This is a genomic window from Actinomadura vinacea, assembly GCF_039532545.1.
GTDB lineage: Bacteria > Actinomycetota > Actinomycetes > Streptosporangiales > Streptosporangiaceae > Spirillospora > Spirillospora vinacea.
The window spans coordinates 422424-440372 of the sequence record NZ_BAAARW010000005.1 but is presented as its reverse complement, the minus strand read 5'-3'; the positions used below and the strand labels follow the sequence as shown (position 1 = coordinate 440372).

The 17949-nt window shown below is 72.4% G+C and carries 17 protein-coding genes; 7 read left to right on the top strand and 10 right to left on the bottom strand.

Annotation, left to right across the window (positions count from 1 at the left end; translation table 11 throughout):
• The 3 genes from ABD340_RS08645 to ABD340_RS08635 all read right to left on the bottom strand — a co-directional run.
• The coding region (locus tag ABD340_RS08645; protein WP_344588080.1) for an NADPH-dependent FMN reductase at positions 1-582 on the bottom strand (582 nt) is incomplete at its 3' end.
• A 111-nt stretch (positions 583-693) separates the two neighbouring features.
• Complete coding sequence (locus ABD340_RS08640; RefSeq protein ID WP_344588079.1) at positions 694-1998, bottom strand: NAD(P)/FAD-dependent oxidoreductase; 1305 nt, start codon at positions 1996-1998, stop codon at positions 694-696.
• A gap of 94 nt (positions 1999-2092) precedes the next feature.
• Entirely contained in the window at positions 2093-2677 is a 585-nt protein-coding gene (locus ABD340_RS08635; RefSeq protein ID WP_344588078.1) for a sigma-70 family RNA polymerase sigma factor, read from the bottom strand.
• A gap of 227 nt (positions 2678-2904) precedes the next feature.
• Here ABD340_RS08635 and ABD340_RS08630 point away from each other — a divergent pair, with 227 nt between their 5' ends.
• Positions 2905-3471 carry a hemerythrin domain-containing protein gene (locus ABD340_RS08630; RefSeq protein ID WP_344588077.1) on the top strand — a complete coding sequence of 189 codons (567 nt, stop codon included), beginning with the start codon at positions 2905-2907 and terminating at the stop codon, positions 3469-3471.
• 21 nt (positions 3472-3492) lie between these two features.
• Here ABD340_RS08630 and ABD340_RS08625 read toward each other — a convergent pair whose 3' ends face one another.
• The 3 genes from ABD340_RS08625 to ABD340_RS08615 form a co-directional block, all read right to left on the bottom strand.
• Positions 3493-4362 carry a DUF6338 family protein gene (locus ABD340_RS08625; protein WP_344588075.1) on the bottom strand — a complete coding sequence of 290 codons (870 nt, stop codon included), beginning with the start codon at positions 4360-4362 and terminating at the stop codon, positions 3493-3495.
• A gap of 177 nt (positions 4363-4539) precedes the next feature.
• The gene (locus ABD340_RS08620; protein WP_344588074.1) at positions 4540-5949 is read right to left on the bottom strand and encodes an Nramp family divalent metal transporter; all 1410 of its coding nucleotides are present in this window, start codon (positions 5947-5949) and stop codon (positions 4540-4542) included.
• A 34-nt stretch (positions 5950-5983) separates the two neighbouring features.
• Entirely contained in the window at positions 5984-6853 is an 870-nt protein-coding gene (locus ABD340_RS08615) for a shikimate dehydrogenase (RefSeq protein WP_344588073.1), read from the bottom strand.
• A gap of 136 nt (positions 6854-6989) precedes the next feature.
• Between ABD340_RS08615 and ABD340_RS08610 the strand changes: the two genes are divergently transcribed.
• Both ABD340_RS08610 and ABD340_RS08605 read left to right on the top strand, forming a co-directional pair.
• Positions 6990-8846, top strand: coding sequence for a bifunctional sugar phosphate isomerase/epimerase/4-hydroxyphenylpyruvate dioxygenase family protein (locus ABD340_RS08610; RefSeq protein WP_344588072.1), 1857 nt, complete (start codon positions 6990-6992; stop codon positions 8844-8846).
• 26 nt (positions 8847-8872) lie between these two features.
• A complete protein-coding gene (locus ABD340_RS08605; RefSeq protein ID WP_344588071.1) occupies positions 8873-9541 on the top strand; it encodes a TetR family transcriptional regulator in 669 nt (222 codons plus the stop codon).
• Here the strand turns inward: ABD340_RS08605 and ABD340_RS08600 are convergent.
• Entirely contained in the window at positions 9532-10560 is a 1029-nt protein-coding gene (locus ABD340_RS08600; RefSeq protein ID WP_344588070.1) for a LacI family DNA-binding transcriptional regulator, read from the bottom strand. The genes ABD340_RS08605 and ABD340_RS08600 overlap by 10 nt on opposite strands.
• 140 nt (positions 10561-10700) lie before the next feature.
• Between ABD340_RS08600 and ABD340_RS08595 the strand changes: the two genes are divergently transcribed.
• Positions 10701-12122: a glycoside hydrolase family 28 protein gene (locus ABD340_RS08595; protein ID WP_344588069.1), complete on the top strand. Its 1422-nt coding sequence runs from the start codon at positions 10701-10703 to the stop codon at positions 12120-12122.
• Positions 12123-12553: 431 nt separating this feature from the next.
• On the opposite strand, the gene ABD340_RS08590 is transcribed toward ABD340_RS08595, so the two are convergent.
• Together ABD340_RS08590 and ABD340_RS08585 are read right to left on the bottom strand one after the other, a co-directional pair.
• Positions 12554-12955: a hypothetical protein gene (locus tag ABD340_RS08590; RefSeq protein ID WP_344588068.1), complete on the bottom strand. Its 402-nt coding sequence runs from the start codon at positions 12953-12955 to the stop codon at positions 12554-12556.
• A gap of 129 nt (positions 12956-13084) precedes the next feature.
• Positions 13085-13279 carry a hypothetical protein gene (locus tag ABD340_RS08585; RefSeq protein ID WP_344588067.1) on the bottom strand — a complete coding sequence of 65 codons (195 nt, stop codon included), beginning with the start codon at positions 13277-13279 and terminating at the stop codon, positions 13085-13087.
• Between the two features lie 422 nt (positions 13280-13701).
• On the opposite strand from ABD340_RS08585, the gene ABD340_RS08580 reads away from it, so the two are divergent.
• The 3 genes from ABD340_RS08580 to ABD340_RS08570 all read left to right on the top strand — a co-directional run bounded on the left by ABD340_RS08580 (position 13702) and on the right by ABD340_RS08570 (position 16518).
• Positions 13702-14346 carry a hypothetical protein gene (locus ABD340_RS08580; RefSeq protein WP_344588066.1) on the top strand — a complete coding sequence of 215 codons (645 nt, stop codon included), beginning with the start codon at positions 13702-13704 and terminating at the stop codon, positions 14344-14346.
• Between the two features lie 185 nt (positions 14347-14531).
• Positions 14532-15428 carry a DUF5753 domain-containing protein gene (locus ABD340_RS08575; RefSeq protein ID WP_344588065.1) on the top strand — a complete coding sequence of 299 codons (897 nt, stop codon included), beginning with the start codon at positions 14532-14534 and terminating at the stop codon, positions 15426-15428.
• A 139-nt stretch (positions 15429-15567) separates the two neighbouring features.
• Entirely contained in the window at positions 15568-16518 is a 951-nt protein-coding gene (locus tag ABD340_RS08570; RefSeq protein ID WP_344588064.1) for a hypothetical protein, read from the top strand.
• A gap of 12 nt (positions 16519-16530) precedes the next feature.
• Here ABD340_RS08570 and boxB read toward each other — a convergent pair whose 3' ends face one another.
• Positions 16531-17949, bottom strand: coding sequence for a benzoyl-CoA 2,3-epoxidase subunit BoxB (gene boxB, locus ABD340_RS08565; RefSeq protein ID WP_344588063.1), 1419 nt, complete (start codon positions 17947-17949; stop codon positions 16531-16533).

The following is a 17949-nucleotide window of genomic DNA, read 5'->3' as shown; positions in this document are numbered from 1 at the left end:
TGCCGCGCGGGCCTCGCGCAGGGCCAGGCCCCACCAGGCGAGCTGGTCGAGCATGGCCTCCGCGTCCCGGGCCGGGCCGCCGCCGCCAGGCGGCGGCCCGGGGGCGCCGGCGAGCAGGTCGAAGGTCACGCGGGCGCGCACCGTCGCCATGTGCAGCTCGGTGAAGACCGTCCGCAGGTGCTCGACCGCGTACAGCCCCTCGGAGCCGTGCCCGTAGGCGACGAACCCGACGGGCTTGGCCCGCCACTCGTCGTAGGCGTAGTCGATCGCCTGCTTGAGCGAGGCCGGGAAGCTGTGGTTGTACTCGGGGGTGACGACTGCGAACGCTTCGGCCCGTTCCACCCGTCCGGTGAACGCGGCCACGTCGGGGGTGACCGCGCACAGGTAGCGGTCCGGGAGTTCGAAGTCGGCCAGGTCGACGACGTCGACGTCCAGGTCGCCGCGCCCGCGTGCGAGGTCGGCGAACCAGCGCGCGACGGCCTCGCCGGACCGGCCCTCCCGGGTGCTGCCGATGATCACCGCGAGGCGCACCGGGGCGTCCCGGTCCGGCCCGCCGGCGCCCGCACGCGCGGTACGGCGCATCGCGCACCTCCAGGTCTCCCGCCGGCTCCGCCCATCGGAGCCGGCCCTCACCCTGAAGGCGCGAGATCCCGCCGGGTCCCCGCCAGGTCGGATCTAGCGGCGTCCGCGCGGTCAGTGGTGGATGAGCGGGAGTTCGGGCGCGTCGGTGTCCAGCGGCACCAGCGGGGAGCGGACCAGCCCGAGCTGGACGGCCTGCCGGCCCAGCACGGCGTTCAGGAGCCAGTCGGCGGCGATGCGGGTCCGGTTGCCCGGCAGCGACAGCAGGTGGTAGCCGCGGGTGACGACCTTGGCCGGCACTCCCGACAGCGGGATCCGCAGCGGGTTCGCCGCGGCCTGCGCGCCGCCGAGGTCGACGACGAAGCCCAGGTCGCGGTGCCTGTAGGGGCGGCGCACGCCCTGCCCGTAGGACGCGGCGATGTTGCGCGCGGCCCGGTCGCCCTGCCGCACGGCGTGCTGCGCCGTCATGGGGGTGACCGCGCCCGGCGGCCCTGTCGCGTCGGGCACGGCGGCGGCGTCCCCACACGCGTAGATCTCGGGATGGCCCGGGACGGTCAGGTCCTCCTCCACGATCAGCCTGCCCCTGGCGGTCTCCAGGCCGAGACCGTCCACCAGCGGATCGGGGCGCACCCCCACGCACCAGATGATCGAACGGGTGGGGACGAACCGGCCGTCGGTGAGCCGGACGCCGTCGGAGGCCGCCTCCTCGATGGAGGTGCCGGTCCGCACGTCGACGCCGCGGCGGCGCAGTACCCGCTCCGCCGTGCGCGACATGCGCTCGTCGAGCTCGGGCAGCACCCGCCGGGCCACGTCCAGCAGCAGCCAGCGCGGACGGCGGTCCAGCCCCGGGCGGTCGCGCGTCAGGGCGTCGGTGAGCAGCACGCCGTGCGCGGCGACCTCGGTACCGGTGTATCCGGCCCCGACGACCACGAACGTGCAGCGCGCCGCCCGCTCGGCCGGATCGTCGGCGGCGTCGGCCAGCTCGATCTGCCGGATCACGTGGTCGCGCAGGTAGAGCGCCTCGGGGACGCCGCGGAACCCGTGCGCGTGCTCGGCCGCGCCCGGGATCGGCAGCAGCTTGTTGACGCTGCCCACCGCCAGCACCAGCCGGTCGTAGCCGGTCTCGCCGCGCACGCCCTCGGGGTCCATGTAGCGGACCCGGCGGCCGTCCACGTCGATGTGCTCGGCCTCGCCGAGCAGCAGCCGCACCCCGGGCAGCGCGGCGGCCAGCGGCACGGTGACCCGGCGCGGGTCGAGCAGGCCGCCGGCGACCTCCGGGAGCAGCGGCACGTACAGGAGGTGGTCGGTCGGGTTGATCACGACGATCTCCGCCCGGCCCCGGGCGAGCCGCGACAGCGTGCGGGCGGCGTGGAAGCCGGCGAACCCCGCTCCGACGATCACGATCCTGGGACGCCGCATCGCCCGTCCCTACCCGCCGCGCCACCCGGAAAACCGAGGGCGCCGGCTCGGCCACCAGGGTGATCGAGCCGGCGTCCGCCGTGGGTGCCGCCTCTCAGGACGGGGCGGAGGCGGCGAAACCGCGCTCGCGTGCGTAGTCCTCCAGCTGCTCGCGCATCCGGTGGCGGCCCCGGTGCAACCGCGACATGACCGTCCCGATCGGGATGCCCAGGATGTTCGCGATCTCCTTGTAGGCGAACCCCTCCACGTCGGCGAGGTAGATCGGCAGCTGGAACTCCTCCGGAAGGGTGCCCAGGGCCCGTTTCACCTCCGTGTCCGGGAGGCGCTCAAGCGCGGCCGTCTCCGCCGACTTCAGCCCGGCGGGCGTGTGCGAGGCCACCTCGGCGAGCTGCCAGTCCTCGATCGTCTCGGCCGTCGACTGGGCGGGCCGCCGCTGCTTCTTGCGGTACTCGTTGATGAAGGTGTTGGTCAGGATGCGGTACAGCCAGGCCCTCAAGTTGGTGCCCTCCTCGAACCGGTGGAATGAGGCGAACGCCTTGGCGTAGGCGTCCTGGACGAGGTCCTCGGCGTCCGCGGGGTTGCGGGTCATCCGCAGCGCGGCGGCGTACAGCTGGTCGAGGTAGGGGACCGCGTCCCGTTCGAAACGCCACCGCTGCCGGTCGGCACCAGGATCGGTCATGAGCATCCGGGGCTCCGTTCACGCGCTCCGGGGAATGCCGCGTTCATTTCGTCCCCCCTCCGCTATATGTCCCGAACAACCCCTATGCCCGACAATCGACACTTTTAACGGGCATCGTCCCGGAACCCGTCCGGCCACCGCGCGGACCGTTTCGTTCCAGGGGGCCGGGTAGGGCGGTATCGACCATGGACACGGGGGGCCATGGGGCACGTGAGGGGGAACATCACATGCGTCCGCACGGGGAAGACGTCATCAGTGTCCTCACCCAAGACCACCGCGAGCTCCAGGACATGTTCGACGACCTCCAGCTGGCGGCCACGGCGGGCGAGAAGCGCCGCCGGGCCGACGCGGTGACCGTCGCGCTGGTCCGCCACTCGGTGGCCGAGGAACGGTACCTGTACCCGGCCGCCCGCAGGCTCGTCCCGGACGGCGAGAGCCTCGCCGACCGCGAGATCGGCGACCACGCGGAGGTGGAGAAGCTGCTCGGCAGGATCGGGCGGACCGACGCCCGCGACCCCGACTTCGACCGGCTCGTCACGGCCCTGGTCCGCGACGTCCTCGAGCACGTGCAGGACGAGGAGTCCTCCCTCCTCCCCCGGCTCGCCCGCCACGCCGGCCCCGGGGAACTGGCCGAACTCGGCAGGCTGGTCCGGTCGGTGGGCACCGGCATGCCCGCCGGACCGCGTCCTTCACCGTCCGCCCGCCCGTCCCGGAGGCCCGCCGCGGACGGCAGGCCGGACTCCGGCTCCGGCCTGGTCGACCGCGTCCGCGACCACCTCTCCGGCAGACCGTGAACCGGCGCGCTATCGGCCCGGCTAGGCGACCATTTCCGTGAGCAATCCCACAAGGCCGATGGAAACGATCTGGGTGGCCAGGAGCTTCGCCAGGAGCCGGGGATCGAAACGATTCTCGTAAAAGCGCCGCACACCCGCTCTGGCCTGCCCGGTGAAGGTCACCCGCGGCATCGAGTGACGTGGCCGCATGTCTCCGGGAACGGGTGTCGTGACGCTCGGCCGGGTGGGCATCTCCGGCCGGTCGGCGGGCCGGATCAGGACGCTGGTGATGGAACGCGTCGGCACCACCATGTGGTCCCAGTGCAGCGCGTCCAAGGGCAGCGGCTTCCCGTGCCCGTCGACCTCGAAGATGGGGCCGTTCAGCGTGATGTAATGCACCCCCTGCTCCCGGTCGACCGCGCGGTTCCCGTACAGGCCGCGATAGGTGTCCCCGCCGCTCAGCTTGACCTCCAACTCGACGTCGAGATCGCCGAGCTCCAGCCGGCGCCACCGGTCCCGGCCGTCGGGCGGACGGGCGCGGCGCCAGGGGCCGGAGCCGTCCTCCAGCCGCAGCAGGACGGCGGCCGCCAGCGACGCCAGCGTCAGGGAGATCATGAGGAAGCAGGCCACCGACCAGGTCATGACGCCGGGCGAGGCCACCGGCAGGGCGCCGTCCCCGGTCACCTGGCCCAGGCTGAGCAACGACCCCGGGCCCAGTTGCCGCAACAGTTCAAGAACGGTCAGTGTCGCAGCGGTGACAAGGGTGCTGGAAATGACCACCCGGGCGTACTGCGCGGTAACCGTCGAGCGCCGTATCCGGGCCAAGTCGCCGCGCCGCCACCGGTCATAATGCAACCCGGGAAGCACGGCGAGGACCAGCGGAACAATATGCGCGAGGAGCGACAGATCCATTGAGAGGCGTACCCTCCAGAGCGCACGGCATTACAAAAGCTCCCCCGGTTCCTGGGGGCCAAATCCTTCCAGCAGATTGGACAGATTTCAACAGCAGCCACTTTATCGACGGGCGGTCCAATTCGAGCGCCGCCGCCGCGCCGGCCGTGAGCCGGCCCGCCCGGCGGGGCCGCGGAGTCAGAGATCCCGGATCTGGGTGACCACCATCGCGATGGCGAAGAACCCGTAGAACCCGATGGCGACGAGCATCCCGGCCAGCCGGACGCCGCGGATGCGGACCGATCCGGGCAGGTCGCGCAGGTTCAGCCGGACCAGCAGGACCGAGTAGAGCAGCGTGACGACCGACGCGGCGCAGGTGGACACCAGCAGCAGCGCGATCGGCTGGTCGAAGCCGGCCAGCAGGATGATCGAGCCCAGCACGATCTCGGCCCAGACCACGGCCAGGTAGATCCGCGCCTCGGTCCAGCGGGCGGAGCCCATCAGGTAGTAGCGCCGCAGGAAGTCCGACGCCACCCGGCCGATGACGTCCAGCAGCCCCATCGCCGCCGCCCAGAGCGACACCGCGGCGATCGCGAAGAACAGGAGCTTGAGCCACTCCCCGACCTCGGCGGCCAGCACCTCGCCCTCGATCCGCAGGAAGGAGGGGTCGGACTCCAGGTCGTCCCTGCCGAACAGGGTCTCGTACGCCAGCAGGCTCATCACGCCGATCGTGACCATGCAGACCAGGACGAACGTGGTGAGGTGCTCGATGTTGGCGCGCCTCCACCAGACCCGCCAGCGCGCCAGGTTCGCCTCGTCCTCCGGGAAGGCGTAGCGGTCGCCGCCCGCGGCCTCCTCCCGGCCGGTGATCGGGGAGACCAGGCGGGGCACATGCGCGCCCATGCCGTAGCGCTTGTCCCTGATCCAGTTGCTGAGCACCAGGTTGTGCACGCCGCCGGCGCCGGCCGCGCCCAGCGCGCTCAGGATCATGGTGAAGGTGATGCCGTCCGGGATCCGCCCGAACCCGGTCACCGTCTTCTCCGCGCCCTCGCCCCAGGTGGCCACGGAGATCACGAAGACGGCCGCGACGGCGAGGAAGAACAGGGTGAGCGCCACCTTGACCGCCTCGACCCGCTCCACCGTCCGGTAGATGACCTTGGGGAAGGTGAGCAGGGCGCCGATGACGACCAGGACCGCCACCGAGATCCAGACCGGGTCGCCGCCGCCCGCCAGGTAGGTGAACACGGTCGAGCCGCTGGTGGCCCAGCCGGGCCAGACGTACTGGAACGCGCCGGCCAGGCAGATCAGGATGCCCCAGCCCTTCCACCAGCGGGAGAACCCGGCCACGACGGTCTGCCCGGTGGCCAGCGTGTAGCGCTCGATCTCCATGTTGATGACGAGCTGGACGACCAGCGTGGCCAGGGCCAGCCAGAGCAGCCCGAGCCCGCCGATCGAGGTGAGGTACGGCCAGAGGATGATCTCGCCGGCGGCCATGCCGATGCCGACCGCCACGATGCCCGGGCCGACCATGCGGCGCAGCGGCATCGGTTCGGGCAGGTCCCGGACGGCCGCGGACTCCGCGCCGGGGACCTCGGTGTGCTGGCTCATGCTGACTCTCCGGGGGACGCGTCAGGGGTGGGTGTCAGGGGTGGGCCGGCCGCCGCTCGTCGAGCAGCCGCCGCAGGTGGCGGTACATCCGGCCGGTGTCGGGCGTCCGGCCGGTGAACAGCTCGAACGCCTCGGCCGCCTGGTACAGGCACATCGCCGCGCCGCCGAGGGCGCGCAGGCCGCGGGCGCGCGCGGCCTCCAGCAGCGGGGTGTTCAGGGGCATGTAGACGACATCGACGAGCCACAGGCGGGGGTGCAGCAGCTCGACGGGCAGCGGCGTGCCGGGATGGGCCCGCATGCCGACCGGGCTGGCGTTGACCACACCGTCGGCCGAGCGCAGCGCCTCCTCCAGGCCGTCCCGGGCGACGCCGCCGATCCGGCCGGGGCCGAACGAGCGGGCGAAGGTCCGCACCAGGTCGTCCCGGCGGCGCGGATCGGGGTCGGCGACCGTCAGCCGTTCCGTGCCCGAGGTGAGCTGGGCGTACGCGCAGGCCGCCCCGGCGCCGCCGGCGCCGAGCTGCACGACGTGCCCGGTCGCGGCCTCCGGAAGGCCGCGCCGGAACGACTCGGCGAAGCCGAACACGTCGGTGTTGTGCCCGGTCCCGCGGCCGCCGTCGAAGACGACCGTGTTCACGGCCCCGACGGCCGCGGCCTGCGGGGACAGCCGGTCCAGCTCGGCGATCACCTGCTGCTTGAACGGATGTGTGACGTTGACTCCCGCGAAGCCCGCCGCCGCGGCCTCGCGCAGCAGCCGGCCGAGCCCGGCGGGCGTTCCCGGTCGCTCGACGTCGATCAGCTCGTACGACAGGTCGAGGCCGTGGTGGGCGCCCTCGGCCTCGTGCAGGGCGGGCGACAGGGACGCCCCGATGCCCGCGCCGATGAGGCCGTACCGGCAGGGTCGCATCGCATCCCTTCCTGTGAGACGGAGGCCTGTGACGTGGAGCACAACTGTAATGGACGAACTAGTACGTTCCTAGACCCTGGCGCTAACGTACTGGTTAGTCCACTGATGTCGTCCATGAGTGGAGGCGTACGGAAAGATGCGCAGATCCATCGCCACGGTGTCGCTCAGCGGCCCCCTCGCCGACAAGCTGACCGCGATCGGCGCGGCCGGGTTCGACGGCGTGGAGATCTTCGAGAACGATCTGGTCGCTGCCCCGATGAGCCCCGAGGAGGTCCGCGCCCGGGCCGCCGACCTCGGGCTGGCCATCGACCTCTACCAGCCGTTCCGCGACTTCGAGGCGGTGCCGCCCGCGCCGCTCGCACGCGCCCTGCGCCGCGCCGAGCACCGGTTCGCGGTGATGGAGCGGCTGGGCGCCACGCGGCTGCTGGTCTGCTCGAACGTCTCCCCCGCCGCGATCGACGACGACGCGCTGGCCGCCGAGCAGCTGCGGCTGCTGGCCGAGCGGGCCGCCCAGCACGGTGTCGAGATCGCCTACGAGGCCCTCGCCTGGGGCCGGCACGTCGACGACCACCTGCACGCCTGGCGGATCGTGCGGATGGCCGACCATCCGAACCTGGGCGTCTGCCTGGACAGCTTCCACATCCTGTCCCGGGACGCCGACCCGTACGCGATCGAGGCCATCCCCGCCGAGAAGATCTTCTTCCTCCAGCTCGCCGACGCGCCCCGGCTCCCGATGGACGTCCTGCACTGGAGCCGGCACTACCGCTGCTTCCCCGGCCAGGGCGACTTCGACGTGGCCGGGCTGGTCGCGCACGTCCTGCGGACCGGGTACGACGGGCCGCTGTCGCTGGAGGTGTTCAACGACATCTTCCGGCAGGCCGCCGCGATGCGCACCGCGCGCGACGCCATGCGCTCCCTGATCCACCTGGAGGAGCAGACCGCCGAGCGTCTCGGCGACGTCCCCGAAGAGGCGCCCGCACGCGCGGCGCTCACCCTGCCGCCCGCGCCCGTGGTGCCGACGGGGTTCGCCTTCACCGAACTCGCCGCGCCCGGGGCGCGGCCGCTGGGCGGACTGCTGACCGCGCTCGGCTTCACCCGTACAGGCACGCACGCGAGCAAACCGGTCGAGTTGTGGGAGCAGGGCGAGGCCCGTGTCCTGCTCAACACCGGGAGCGCGGAGAGCGGGGACGGCCCGGCGCTCGGCGCGATCGGGCTGGAGTCGCCCGACCCGGCCGCCTCGGTCAAGCGCGCGGAGGCGCTCCTATCCCCCGTACTGCCCAGGGTGCGCGCCCCGGGCGATGCCCCGCTGGACGCCGTCGCCGCGCCCGACGGCACCGAACTGTTCTTCTGCCGGACCGCCCACCCCGACCATCCCAGCTGGACCGGCGACTTCGACCGGAACCGCCGCGACCCGGCCGAGCCGCCGGGGGAGATCACGCACATCGACCACGTCGCGCTCACCCAGCCCTGGCACCACTTCGACGAGGCGTCGCTGTTCTACCGCGCCGTCCTCGGGCTGCGCCCGCACGAGAGCCTGGAACTGCCCGACCCCTACGGCCTGCTGCGCAGCCGGGCGTTCTCCACCGAGGACGGCCGCATGCGGGTGGCCCTGAACGTCGCCTACGTCGGCGCCCACGACCACGCACCCGACGTGGCCTGGCAGCATGTCGCGCTGGCCAGCCGGGACATCGCCGCCACCATCGGCCGCCTGCGCACCGCCGGGACCGACCCGCTCCCCATCCCGGACAACTACTACGACGACCTGGAGGCCCGCCACGACCTCGGCGCGGAGCGCCATCGGACGCTGCGCGAACTGGGCCTGCTCTACGACCGCGACGAGCACGGCGAGTTCCTGCACTTCTACACCCTCACCATGGGCCGGGTGTTCGTGGAGATCGTCCAGCGGTTTGGCGGCTACCGCGGTTACGGCGCGGTCAACGCGCCGATCCGGCTGGCCGCCCAGCACTCGCGGCCGCTGCCGCGCCTAGGATGAGGCGCAACCCGTCCCCGTGGAGCCTCATGTCGACGCAGCCCGTCACCCCCGAGTCCGGCGAACGCCGCCGCGACGCCGGACGCACCCGCGCGGAGATCCTCGAGGTCGCCCAGCGCGAGTTCGCGCGGCACGGGTACGCCGGGGCCCGGGTGGACGACATGGCCGCGCTCATGCGCACCACCAAGCGGATGATCTACTACTACTTCGGCAACAAGGAGAAGCTGTACATCGCCGTCCTGGAGAAGGCCTACACCGAGGTCAGGACGGCCGAGTCGGCCATCGACGTGCGGCATCTGGCGCCGGTGGAGGCGATCCGCACGCTGGCCGAGCTGACCTTCGACCACCATGACGCCCACCAGGACTTCATCAAGCTGGTCAGCATCGAGAACATCCACCGGGCCGAGCATCTGCGCAAGTCGGAGGCGCTGACCAACCTCGGCACGCCGGTGACCGGGCTCATCTCCCAGATCCTGGACGCCGGGCGCGCCCGCGGCGACTTCACCACGAGCGCGGACGCGGTCGACGTGCACATGATGATCAGCTCGTTGTGCTTCTTCCGGATCTCCAACCGGCATACCTTCGGCGCCCTGTTCGGCCGCGACCCGGCCGCGCCCGAGCACCGCGACCGGCACCGGGAGATGGTCGGCGAGATGGTCGTCGCCTACCTCACCGGCGCGGGCGCCCGTCACATGTAGCGGAGCGCTCCGGGGGCCGGGCCGGTGCTGCCGCGCACCTCGAGCCGGGGCGTGAACCGCACGTCCGGTTCCGGTGTGCGGCGCTCGAGCAGGGCCCAGAGCCGGTGCCACGCCTGGTGCCCCAGCTCGACCTGCGGCACCGAGGCCGTCGTCAGCGGCGGGGTGGTGTAGCGGGCGAACGGGATGTCGTCGAACCCGACCACCGACACCTGTCCGGGCACCTCGACGCCCAGCTCGTGCAGGCGGCCCAGTGCCCCGAAGGCCACCAGGTCGTTGTAGGCGACGATGGCCGTGGCGCGTTCCCGCAGCACCTGGTCGGCGACCGCGTGCCCGTCGGCGAAGGTCGCTCCGCACTCCAGCTCGACCAGCTCGAACCGGCCGGCCGGGTAGCCGCGCAGGGCGTCCAGGCGGTCCCGGTTGGACGCGCTGGTCGGCGGGCCCGCCAGGTAGGCCAGCCGCTGGTGGCCGAGGGCGAGCAGATGGGCGACGATGTCGCGGATCCCGGCGGCGTGGTCGACCAGGAGCGAGGGCGCGCCGATCCCCGGCACCTCCCGGTTGACCAGCACGAACGGGGCGAGCTTGGCGGCCATCCCGGCCAGCTGCCCGGTGCCCATCCGCGGGGCGCACAGCACCAGCCCGTCGCAGCGGCGCCGGGCCTCCGCGGCCAGGACGACCTCCTCACGGACGTCCTCGTTGGAGCCGGCGACCAGCAGCCGGTGCCCCCGCTCGCCCGCCGCGTCGGTGAGGCCGTGCAGGACCCGCTGGAACATGGGGTTCTCCAGGTCGGGCACGACGATGGCGACCATGCCGGTGCGGCCCAGCGCCAGGCTCCGGGCCACGGTGCTCGGCTCGTAGCCCAGGCGCGCGGCGGCCTCCCGCACCCGGCCGGCCAGCTCGGGGTCGACGCTGGCCAGGCCGTTCATGACGCGGGAGACGGTGGCGCGGGAGACGCCCGCCGCCTCGGCGACCCTCCCGATGGTGACGGGGGCTCCGGGGCGGCCGGGCCTTGACGTGTCCATGAGCGTGGGTTTGACTCTCTCTCCGAGAGTAGAAAGCGGTTTCTCAGCCACCCTATCGATCCCCCGTCCCGCATGCGAGAGTTCCTCGCCAGCTGCCTAGAAACCGGTTTCCTGCTGTTCCCGCCCCCGAGGAGAACGCCATGCGCAGAATCCTGACCTCCGTCACGGCGGTGCTGCTCACCGCGGTCACGGCGGTGTCCGTCCCCGCCGCGGCCCGGGAGGCCGGCGCGCAGGACAGGCCCCCCGCCGCCACCGGCCGCACCGCGGAACCGGCACAGGGCTGGAAGCTCGCGGACCGGATCCGGCAACGCGTCCGGCCGCCGCAGATCCCCCGCCGCACGTTCACCATCACCGACTTCGGCGCCGACCCGACCGGCGCGCGGGAGAGCACCGCCGCGTTCCGGAAGGCGATCAATACCGCCGCCGGACGGGGCGGCGGACGGGTCGTGGTGCCCGCCGGCACCTTCCGCACCGGCGCGATCCACCTGCGCAGCAACATCGACCTGCACCTGGCCGAGGGCTCGGTCGTGAAGTTCAGCCAGGACCCGGCCGACTACCTGCCCGCGGTGTTCACCCGCTGGGAGGGCGTGGAGCTCTACAACTACTCGCCGTTCGTGTACGCGCGGAAGGCGCGCAACGTGGCGATCACCGGCAGCGGGACGCTGGACGGCCAGGGCGACGCGGACCACTGGTGGAACTGGGCCGGCGCCACGCAGGCCGCCGATCGCGCCGAGCTGTTCCGGATGGGCGAGAGCGGGGTGCCGGTGAAGCAGCGCCGGTTCGGCGGGGGCCACTACCTCCGGCCCAACTTCGTGCAGTTCTACGAGAGCGAGAACATCCTCGTCCAGGGCGTGCGGATCGTCGGGTCCCCGATGTGGATGGTGCACCCGGTGCTGTCCCGGAACGTGCTCGTCGACCGGGTCACCCTCGACAGCCACGGCCCCAACAACGACGGCGTGAACCCCGAGTCCAGCAGGGACGTGGTCATCCGCGACTCCGACTTCGACAACGGCGACGACTGCATCGCCATCAAGTCCGGCCGCAACAACGACGGCCGCCGCGTCAACGTGCCCAGCGAGAACATCGTCGTGGACGGCAACACGATGCGGGACGGGCACGGCGGCGTCGTCATCGGCAGCGAGATGTCGGGGTCGGTGCGCAACGTGTTCGCCGAGGACAACGTGATGAACAGCCCCAACCTCGACCGGGCGCTGCGCATCAAGACCAACTCGGTGCGCGGCGGCGTGGTGGAGCAGGTGTACTTCCGCCGCAACACCGTCCTGGAGGTCGGCCAGGAGGTCATCTGGATCAACTTCTTCTACGAGGAGGGCGACGCCGGCGCCTTCACCCCCACCGTGCGCGACGTCCACGTCGAGGACCTGACCAGCAACGGCGGGAAGTACGCGCTGTACCTGCGCGGGTACGAGCGCTCCCCGATCACGAACGTCACCATCACCGACGCCACGTTCGACGACGTCGAGACGCCCATGCTGCTGGAGCACGTCCAGGGGCTGCGGCTGACCAACGTGCTCATCAACGGCGTCCCGCAGGACAACAACTGAACAAGGTTCCGTCCCCACCCCGCACCCCAGGAGACCTGCTTGCTCAAGCGCAGAACGGTGTTGAAGGGAGCCGGCGGCACCACCGCCGCCTCCCTGCTCGCCTCCCCCGCCGCGCACGCCGACGAGACCGCCCCGGCCGGACGCCCCGGCCATGAACGGATCGACCGCGAGAAGGTCGTGGCCCGGCACGCCATCGAGCGCACCGCCAGCGACCCCGGACTCCCCCTCCAGGTCGGCAACGGCAACATCGCCTTCGGAGCCGACATCACAGGCCTGCAGACGTTCCTGCCGTTCGCGACCATGTCCCAATGGGGCTGGCACGAGGACCCCTTGCCCGAAGGGCAGAAGCTGGAGGACTACCAGGGCACGGCCTGGGACACCTACGGCCGTCCCATCCGGTACTGGACGGACGAGGCCGGGCACCCCGACCTCTACAACTGGCTGCGCGGCAACCCGCACCGGATCAACCTGGGACGCATCGGCCTGTCGCTGCGGACCTCCGGCGGACGGGAGGCCACCGAGGCCGACCTGACCGGCCGCCACCAGCGCCTCGACCTGTGGACCGGCATCCTCACCAGCCGGTTCACCTTCGACGGCGCGCCGGTGACGGTGGAGACCGCCTGCCATCCGACGCTGGACGCGATCGCGGTCCGGGTCGACTCCCCGCTGGTGGAGACGGGGCGGCTCACCGTGTACGTGGACTTCCCGTACGCGACGGCGGAGGGGCAGGGGAAGTTCTCGGCGCCGTTCGTCGGGTTCTGGGACCGTCCGGACGCGCACAGCACCGAACTGCGTCCCCAGGGCGCGGCACGGGCCCGGATCACGCACCGCATGGACGACACCGCCTATCACGTCGCGCTGACCTGGAACGCGGCGGCCGGGAAGCTGAAGCGGAACGGCGGCGGTCACCGCCGCACCCTCACCGGCGCCCGTGGCCGGCGGATCGAGCTGACCTGCCTGTTCTACCCCGACGACCCGCGCGGCGACGGGGCCCGGACGGGCGCGCCGCCCGCCGCGTCCGTCGCCCGCGCGGCCGCCGGGTGGTGGCCGGAGTTCTGGCGGTCCGGCGGCGCGGTCGACCTGTCCGGCAGCCGCGACCCGCGCTGGAGGGAACTGGAACGCCGCATCGTGCACAGCCAGTTCTCGATGGCGGTCAACGAGAGCGGTCAGCATCCGCCGCAGGAGTCCGGCCTGGTCAACAACGGCTGGTTCGGCAAGTTCCACATGGAGATGATCGTGTGGCACAGCGCCCACCACGCGCTGTGGAAACGCTGGCCGCTGCTGGACCGCAGCCTGGGCGTGTACCGCGACCAGCTGCCGTCGGCGCTGGAGCGGGCGCGGCGGCAGGGTTTCCGCGGCGCCCGGTGGACCAAGATGACCTCGCCCGAGGGTCGGGACTCGCCGGGTCTGCAGAACGCGCTGCTGCTCTGGCAGATGCCGCATCCGATCTTCTTCGCCGAGCTGGAGTACCGGGCCCGCCCCGACCCGGGCCACGCTCCACAAGTGGCGCGACGTCGTCTTCGCCACGGCCGACTTCCTCGCCTCGTTCGCCTTCCGCGAGGAGGCGACGGGGCGGTACGTGCTCGGCCCGCCGGTGGTCCCCGCGAACGAGCAGAGCGATCCGAAGGTCACCGAGAACCCTGTGCTGGAGCTGTCGTACTGGCGTTTCGGGCTGCGGACGGCGGCGGCGTGGCGCAGGCGGCTCGGCCTGGGCCGCGACCGCCGCTGGGACGAGGTGCTGGCAGGCCTGGCCCCGCTGCCCGTCCAGGACGGCAAGTACGTGCTGTACGAGGGCGTCCGGGACATGTGGACCGCGCACGCCACCGACCATCCGGACCCGATCGCCCCGCTCGCGATGCTGCCGGGCGACGGTGTGGACGTCCCGACGATGCGGGCGACGGCGCGGCAGGTGTACGAGAGCTGGCCGGTCGACGACCTCTACAGCTGGGACTTTCCGGTGCTGGCGATGAACGCCGCGCGCCTGGGCGACCCGGCCCGGGCCGTCGACTTCCTGCTGCACCCGAGGTTCGGCTTCACCGCCGAGGGCCTCCCGGCGAGCGGGAGGGAGGGCGTGCCGTCGCCGTACTTCCCGGGCGCGGGCGGGCTGCTGTACGCGGTCGCGCTGATGTGCGCGGGCTGGGACGGCGCCCCGGATCGGAACGCTCCAGGCTTCCCCGACGGCGCCTGGACCGTGCGGTGGGAGGGACTCGCCAAGGCCATCTGACGGGTCGTCCGCTCCTCGGGAGGGGCGGGGCGACCCGCCCCTCCCGAGGCTCACCTGGACACACGGGTGGGCGGGGTCCACGCGAGACGGGTAGCGTGACACCGTGCGTGTAGCGTGACACCGTGCATGACTCCCCGGTCGGCCGTCGGTCGGGGCCGTGGGCGGTCGCGCGCGTAGAAGGGGACATGGGCGCTCTCACTGACGAACACCCGGGCGATCATCTGCCGGCGGCCGGCGATCCGGGGCCCGCGCTGCACCGGATGCTGCTCGGGGCGCGGTTGCGGCGGCTGCGGGAGACCAGCGGGCTGACGCCCTTGCAGGCGGGCGCGGCCATCCAGGTGGGTGCCGCCGAGATCGCCGAGCTGGAACGCGGTGGGACGGGCTGCCGGCTGCGCGAGGTCATCGGCCTGTGCGACCGCTACGGCGTCACCGACCAGGCCGAGCGGGTGACGCTGCTGCAGCTGGCCCGGCAGGCCAACAGCCCCGGCTGGTGGGCGGCCTACGCCGATGTGATCCCGTCCTGGTTCGAGCGGCTGGTCGGCCTGGAGCAGGCGGCCGGGTGCGTCCGCGGGTTCGAGGTGCAGCGGGTGCCGGGTCTGCTGCAGACGCCCGAGTACGCCGCCGCGGCGATCCGTCTCGGGCACGGCGGCGAGCCGGCCCGGTCCCTGGAACGGCGGCTGGAGGTGCGGTTGCTGCGGCAGCGGGTCCTCCGGCAGAGGCCTCCGCTCCGGCTGTGGGCGATCATCGACGAGTCGGTGCTGCGCCGCCCCATCGGGGGACGCGCCACGCTCTTCCGCCAGTTGCAGCACTTGATCGACATGTCCGAACTGCCGAACGTCACCGTTCAGGTGCTGCCGTTCCGCGCCGCCGGGCCCGCCGCCGGAGGCCCGATCGTGCTCCTCGACATGCGCCAGGGCCAGCTGGGCGACATCGTCTTCCTCGAGCAGCTCGCCTCCGCCCGCTACGTCGACGGCGCCGACGAGGTCTCCTTCTACCGGCAGGCCCTCGACCTCCTGGCCGTTCGGGCGGCACCGCCCGAGGCCAGCCGCACGATCCTGCGCGACCTCGCCCGGGATCTGTGAAAGTTACGGCGAGAGTGGCAGATGACGCATAACCGCCGCGGGACGCGTGGGATGCTGGGACCGCTCTGAAGGAAGGTCCTCGAACGGCATCCGTTCCCCCTTCGAGAGGGCCGTTACCCGGCGACGACGATGGAACGCCATGGCCAGAAAGAAGTACCCGCACCACCCGGTGCGCGACCGGTTTCTGCGCGACCTGCTGGCGCTTCACCAGGCCTGCGGCTCCCCCGCGTACTCGCTGATCGTCAAGACCTCGGCCCGGCTGGAGCAGACCTACCCGGTCCCCGGCGGCGTGGCGAGCCTGCCGCCGCTCTCCAAGACCGCGCTCAGCGAGACGCTCAACGGGCACCGCAAGGGCCTCCCCGACCACGGGTTCGTGGCCACCTTCGTGCTGTCCTGCTACCGGATCGCGCACGAGCAGGGCATCATCGCCGACGATCCGGGCCGTGACGCGCTGCCCCGCTGGCAGGAGATGCTCCGCGAGGCCGAGGAGGAGGCCGAACGGCTCGGGCTGGCGCAGCGGCGCCGTCCGGCCGGGCCACGCGGCCCGTCCGCTGCGTCGTCGCGTACCGGGGCCGCGCCGGCCCGCCTCGTGTTCCCCGACGCCCCGCCGCCCTCGCCCGAGCCGGACGGGTACGGCACGGCGGACGGGCCCGTCCCCCAGGGCGGCGGGCTCACCGGGCCGATCCTGCTGACCGCCGTCCAGCACGATGTGCTCGCGGCGCACGGCCCCGTCGGCAGCGCGCTCGTCCGCCGCGTCCAGGCCCGCGATCCGCACGCTGTCTACCAGGCGGCGGTGCTGATAGCCGCCGCGCCCGGCCGGGACGAGGACGCGATCTCCCTGCTCACGGTCGCCGCGGCCGCCGGGCATCCGGACGCGCTGGAGCTGCTCCAGGCCAGCCCGCGAGAGCTGGACCGGCCGACCGCGGCCCTGCACGCCGACGACCTGGCGAGGGCCGCGTACACGACCGGCCATCCACGGGCGGCGCGCGTGTTCGCCACGTGCGCCGAGGCCCTGCGCTCCGCGGACGACGCGCGTCCCGCCGGTGACAGGCCCGGCAGGGTCGCGGCACCCGACGTCGCGAGCACCTGAGCCCCGGCGGCCTCAGGCCAGGTGCACGTAGTCGTAGTCGAACGGGCGGCCGTTGATGCCGTTGCGGGGCGGGGCGATCCAGCTCGCGATCCTGCCGCGTTCGTGGACGGGCCGCATCAGCGACCGCACGTGCGCCTTGTCGACGTCGTCGGGCAGCCAGGCGCCCTTCTGCGCCGCCCACTCTTCCGCCGTGAGCGGCTCCCCGTCGGGCGTGGCCTCGATCCCGGCGAACGCGCCGACCTGGCGGTTGAACGCGACGCTGGGCAGCTTGAGCCGCTGGGGCAGCCCGGCGTCGGCCAGGATCCGGTTCCACCGGTTCACGCCGCTCTGGCAGTCGGCGACGTACTCGCGGCGCAGGTCGGTGTTGAGCCCGACCAGGGCGGCCACCTCGGTCTGCCCGATCGTCCCGTCGACCAGGGCGTCCACCATGACCGCGTCGTCGGTGAGGCGGTGGTCGTCCTTGCGCCGGCCCTCCATCCAGCGCCCCTTCAGCCCGGCGGTGTAATAGTTGGCGACGTTGCTGGAGGTCTCGCCGCCGAACAGGTCGAGCGACACCGAGTAGTGGAAGTTGAGGTACTTCTGCACGACCCCGAGCGGGATGCCCCCGTACGGGGCGATGTCGTCGGTGTCGTGCTCCAGCATCAACTGGACGGTCCGCTCGACGACCCGGTCGATGCCCGTCGTCCCCACCATCATGTGGTGGGCCTCCTCCTTGAGCATGAACTCGCAGGTGCGGCTCAGCGGGTCGAAGCCGGACTCCTTCAGCGTGCCGAGCTGGTACTTGCCGTCCCGGTCGGTGAAGTAGGTGAACATGAAGAACGACAGCCAGTCGGGCGTCTCCTCGTTGAACGCGCCGAGGATGCGCGGCGACTCCTCGCTGCCGGAGTTGCGGTGCAGCAGCTCCTCGGCCTCCTCGCGGCCCTCGCGCCCGAAGTGGGCGTGCAGCAGGTAGACCATCGCCCAGAGGTGACGGCCCTCCTCGACGTTCACCTGGAACAGGTTGCGCAGGTCGTACAGGCTCGGCGCGGTGGCGCCCAGGTTGCGCTGCTGCTCGACACTGGCGGGCTCGGTGTCGCCCTGGATGACGATGAGCCGCCGCAGGTCGGCGCGGTACTCGCCGGGCACCTTCTGCCAGGCGGGCTCGCCCTTGTGGGCGCCGAAGCCGATGCGGCGGTCGGGATCGCGCTCGGACAGGAAGATGCCCCAGCGGTAGTCGCGCATGGCCACGTGCCCGAAGTGCGCCCAGCCTTCGCGGCCGACGTCGACGGCGGTGCGAAGGTAGACGTCCTGGGTGGGCAGGGTGGGGCCCATGGACTCCCACCAGGAGAGGAAGTTGGGCTGCCACGACTCCAGCGCGCGCTGGAGCCGGCGGTCCTCGTGCAGGTCGACGTTATTGGGAATCTTCTCGCCGTAGTCGGCGGAGGCGGTCAT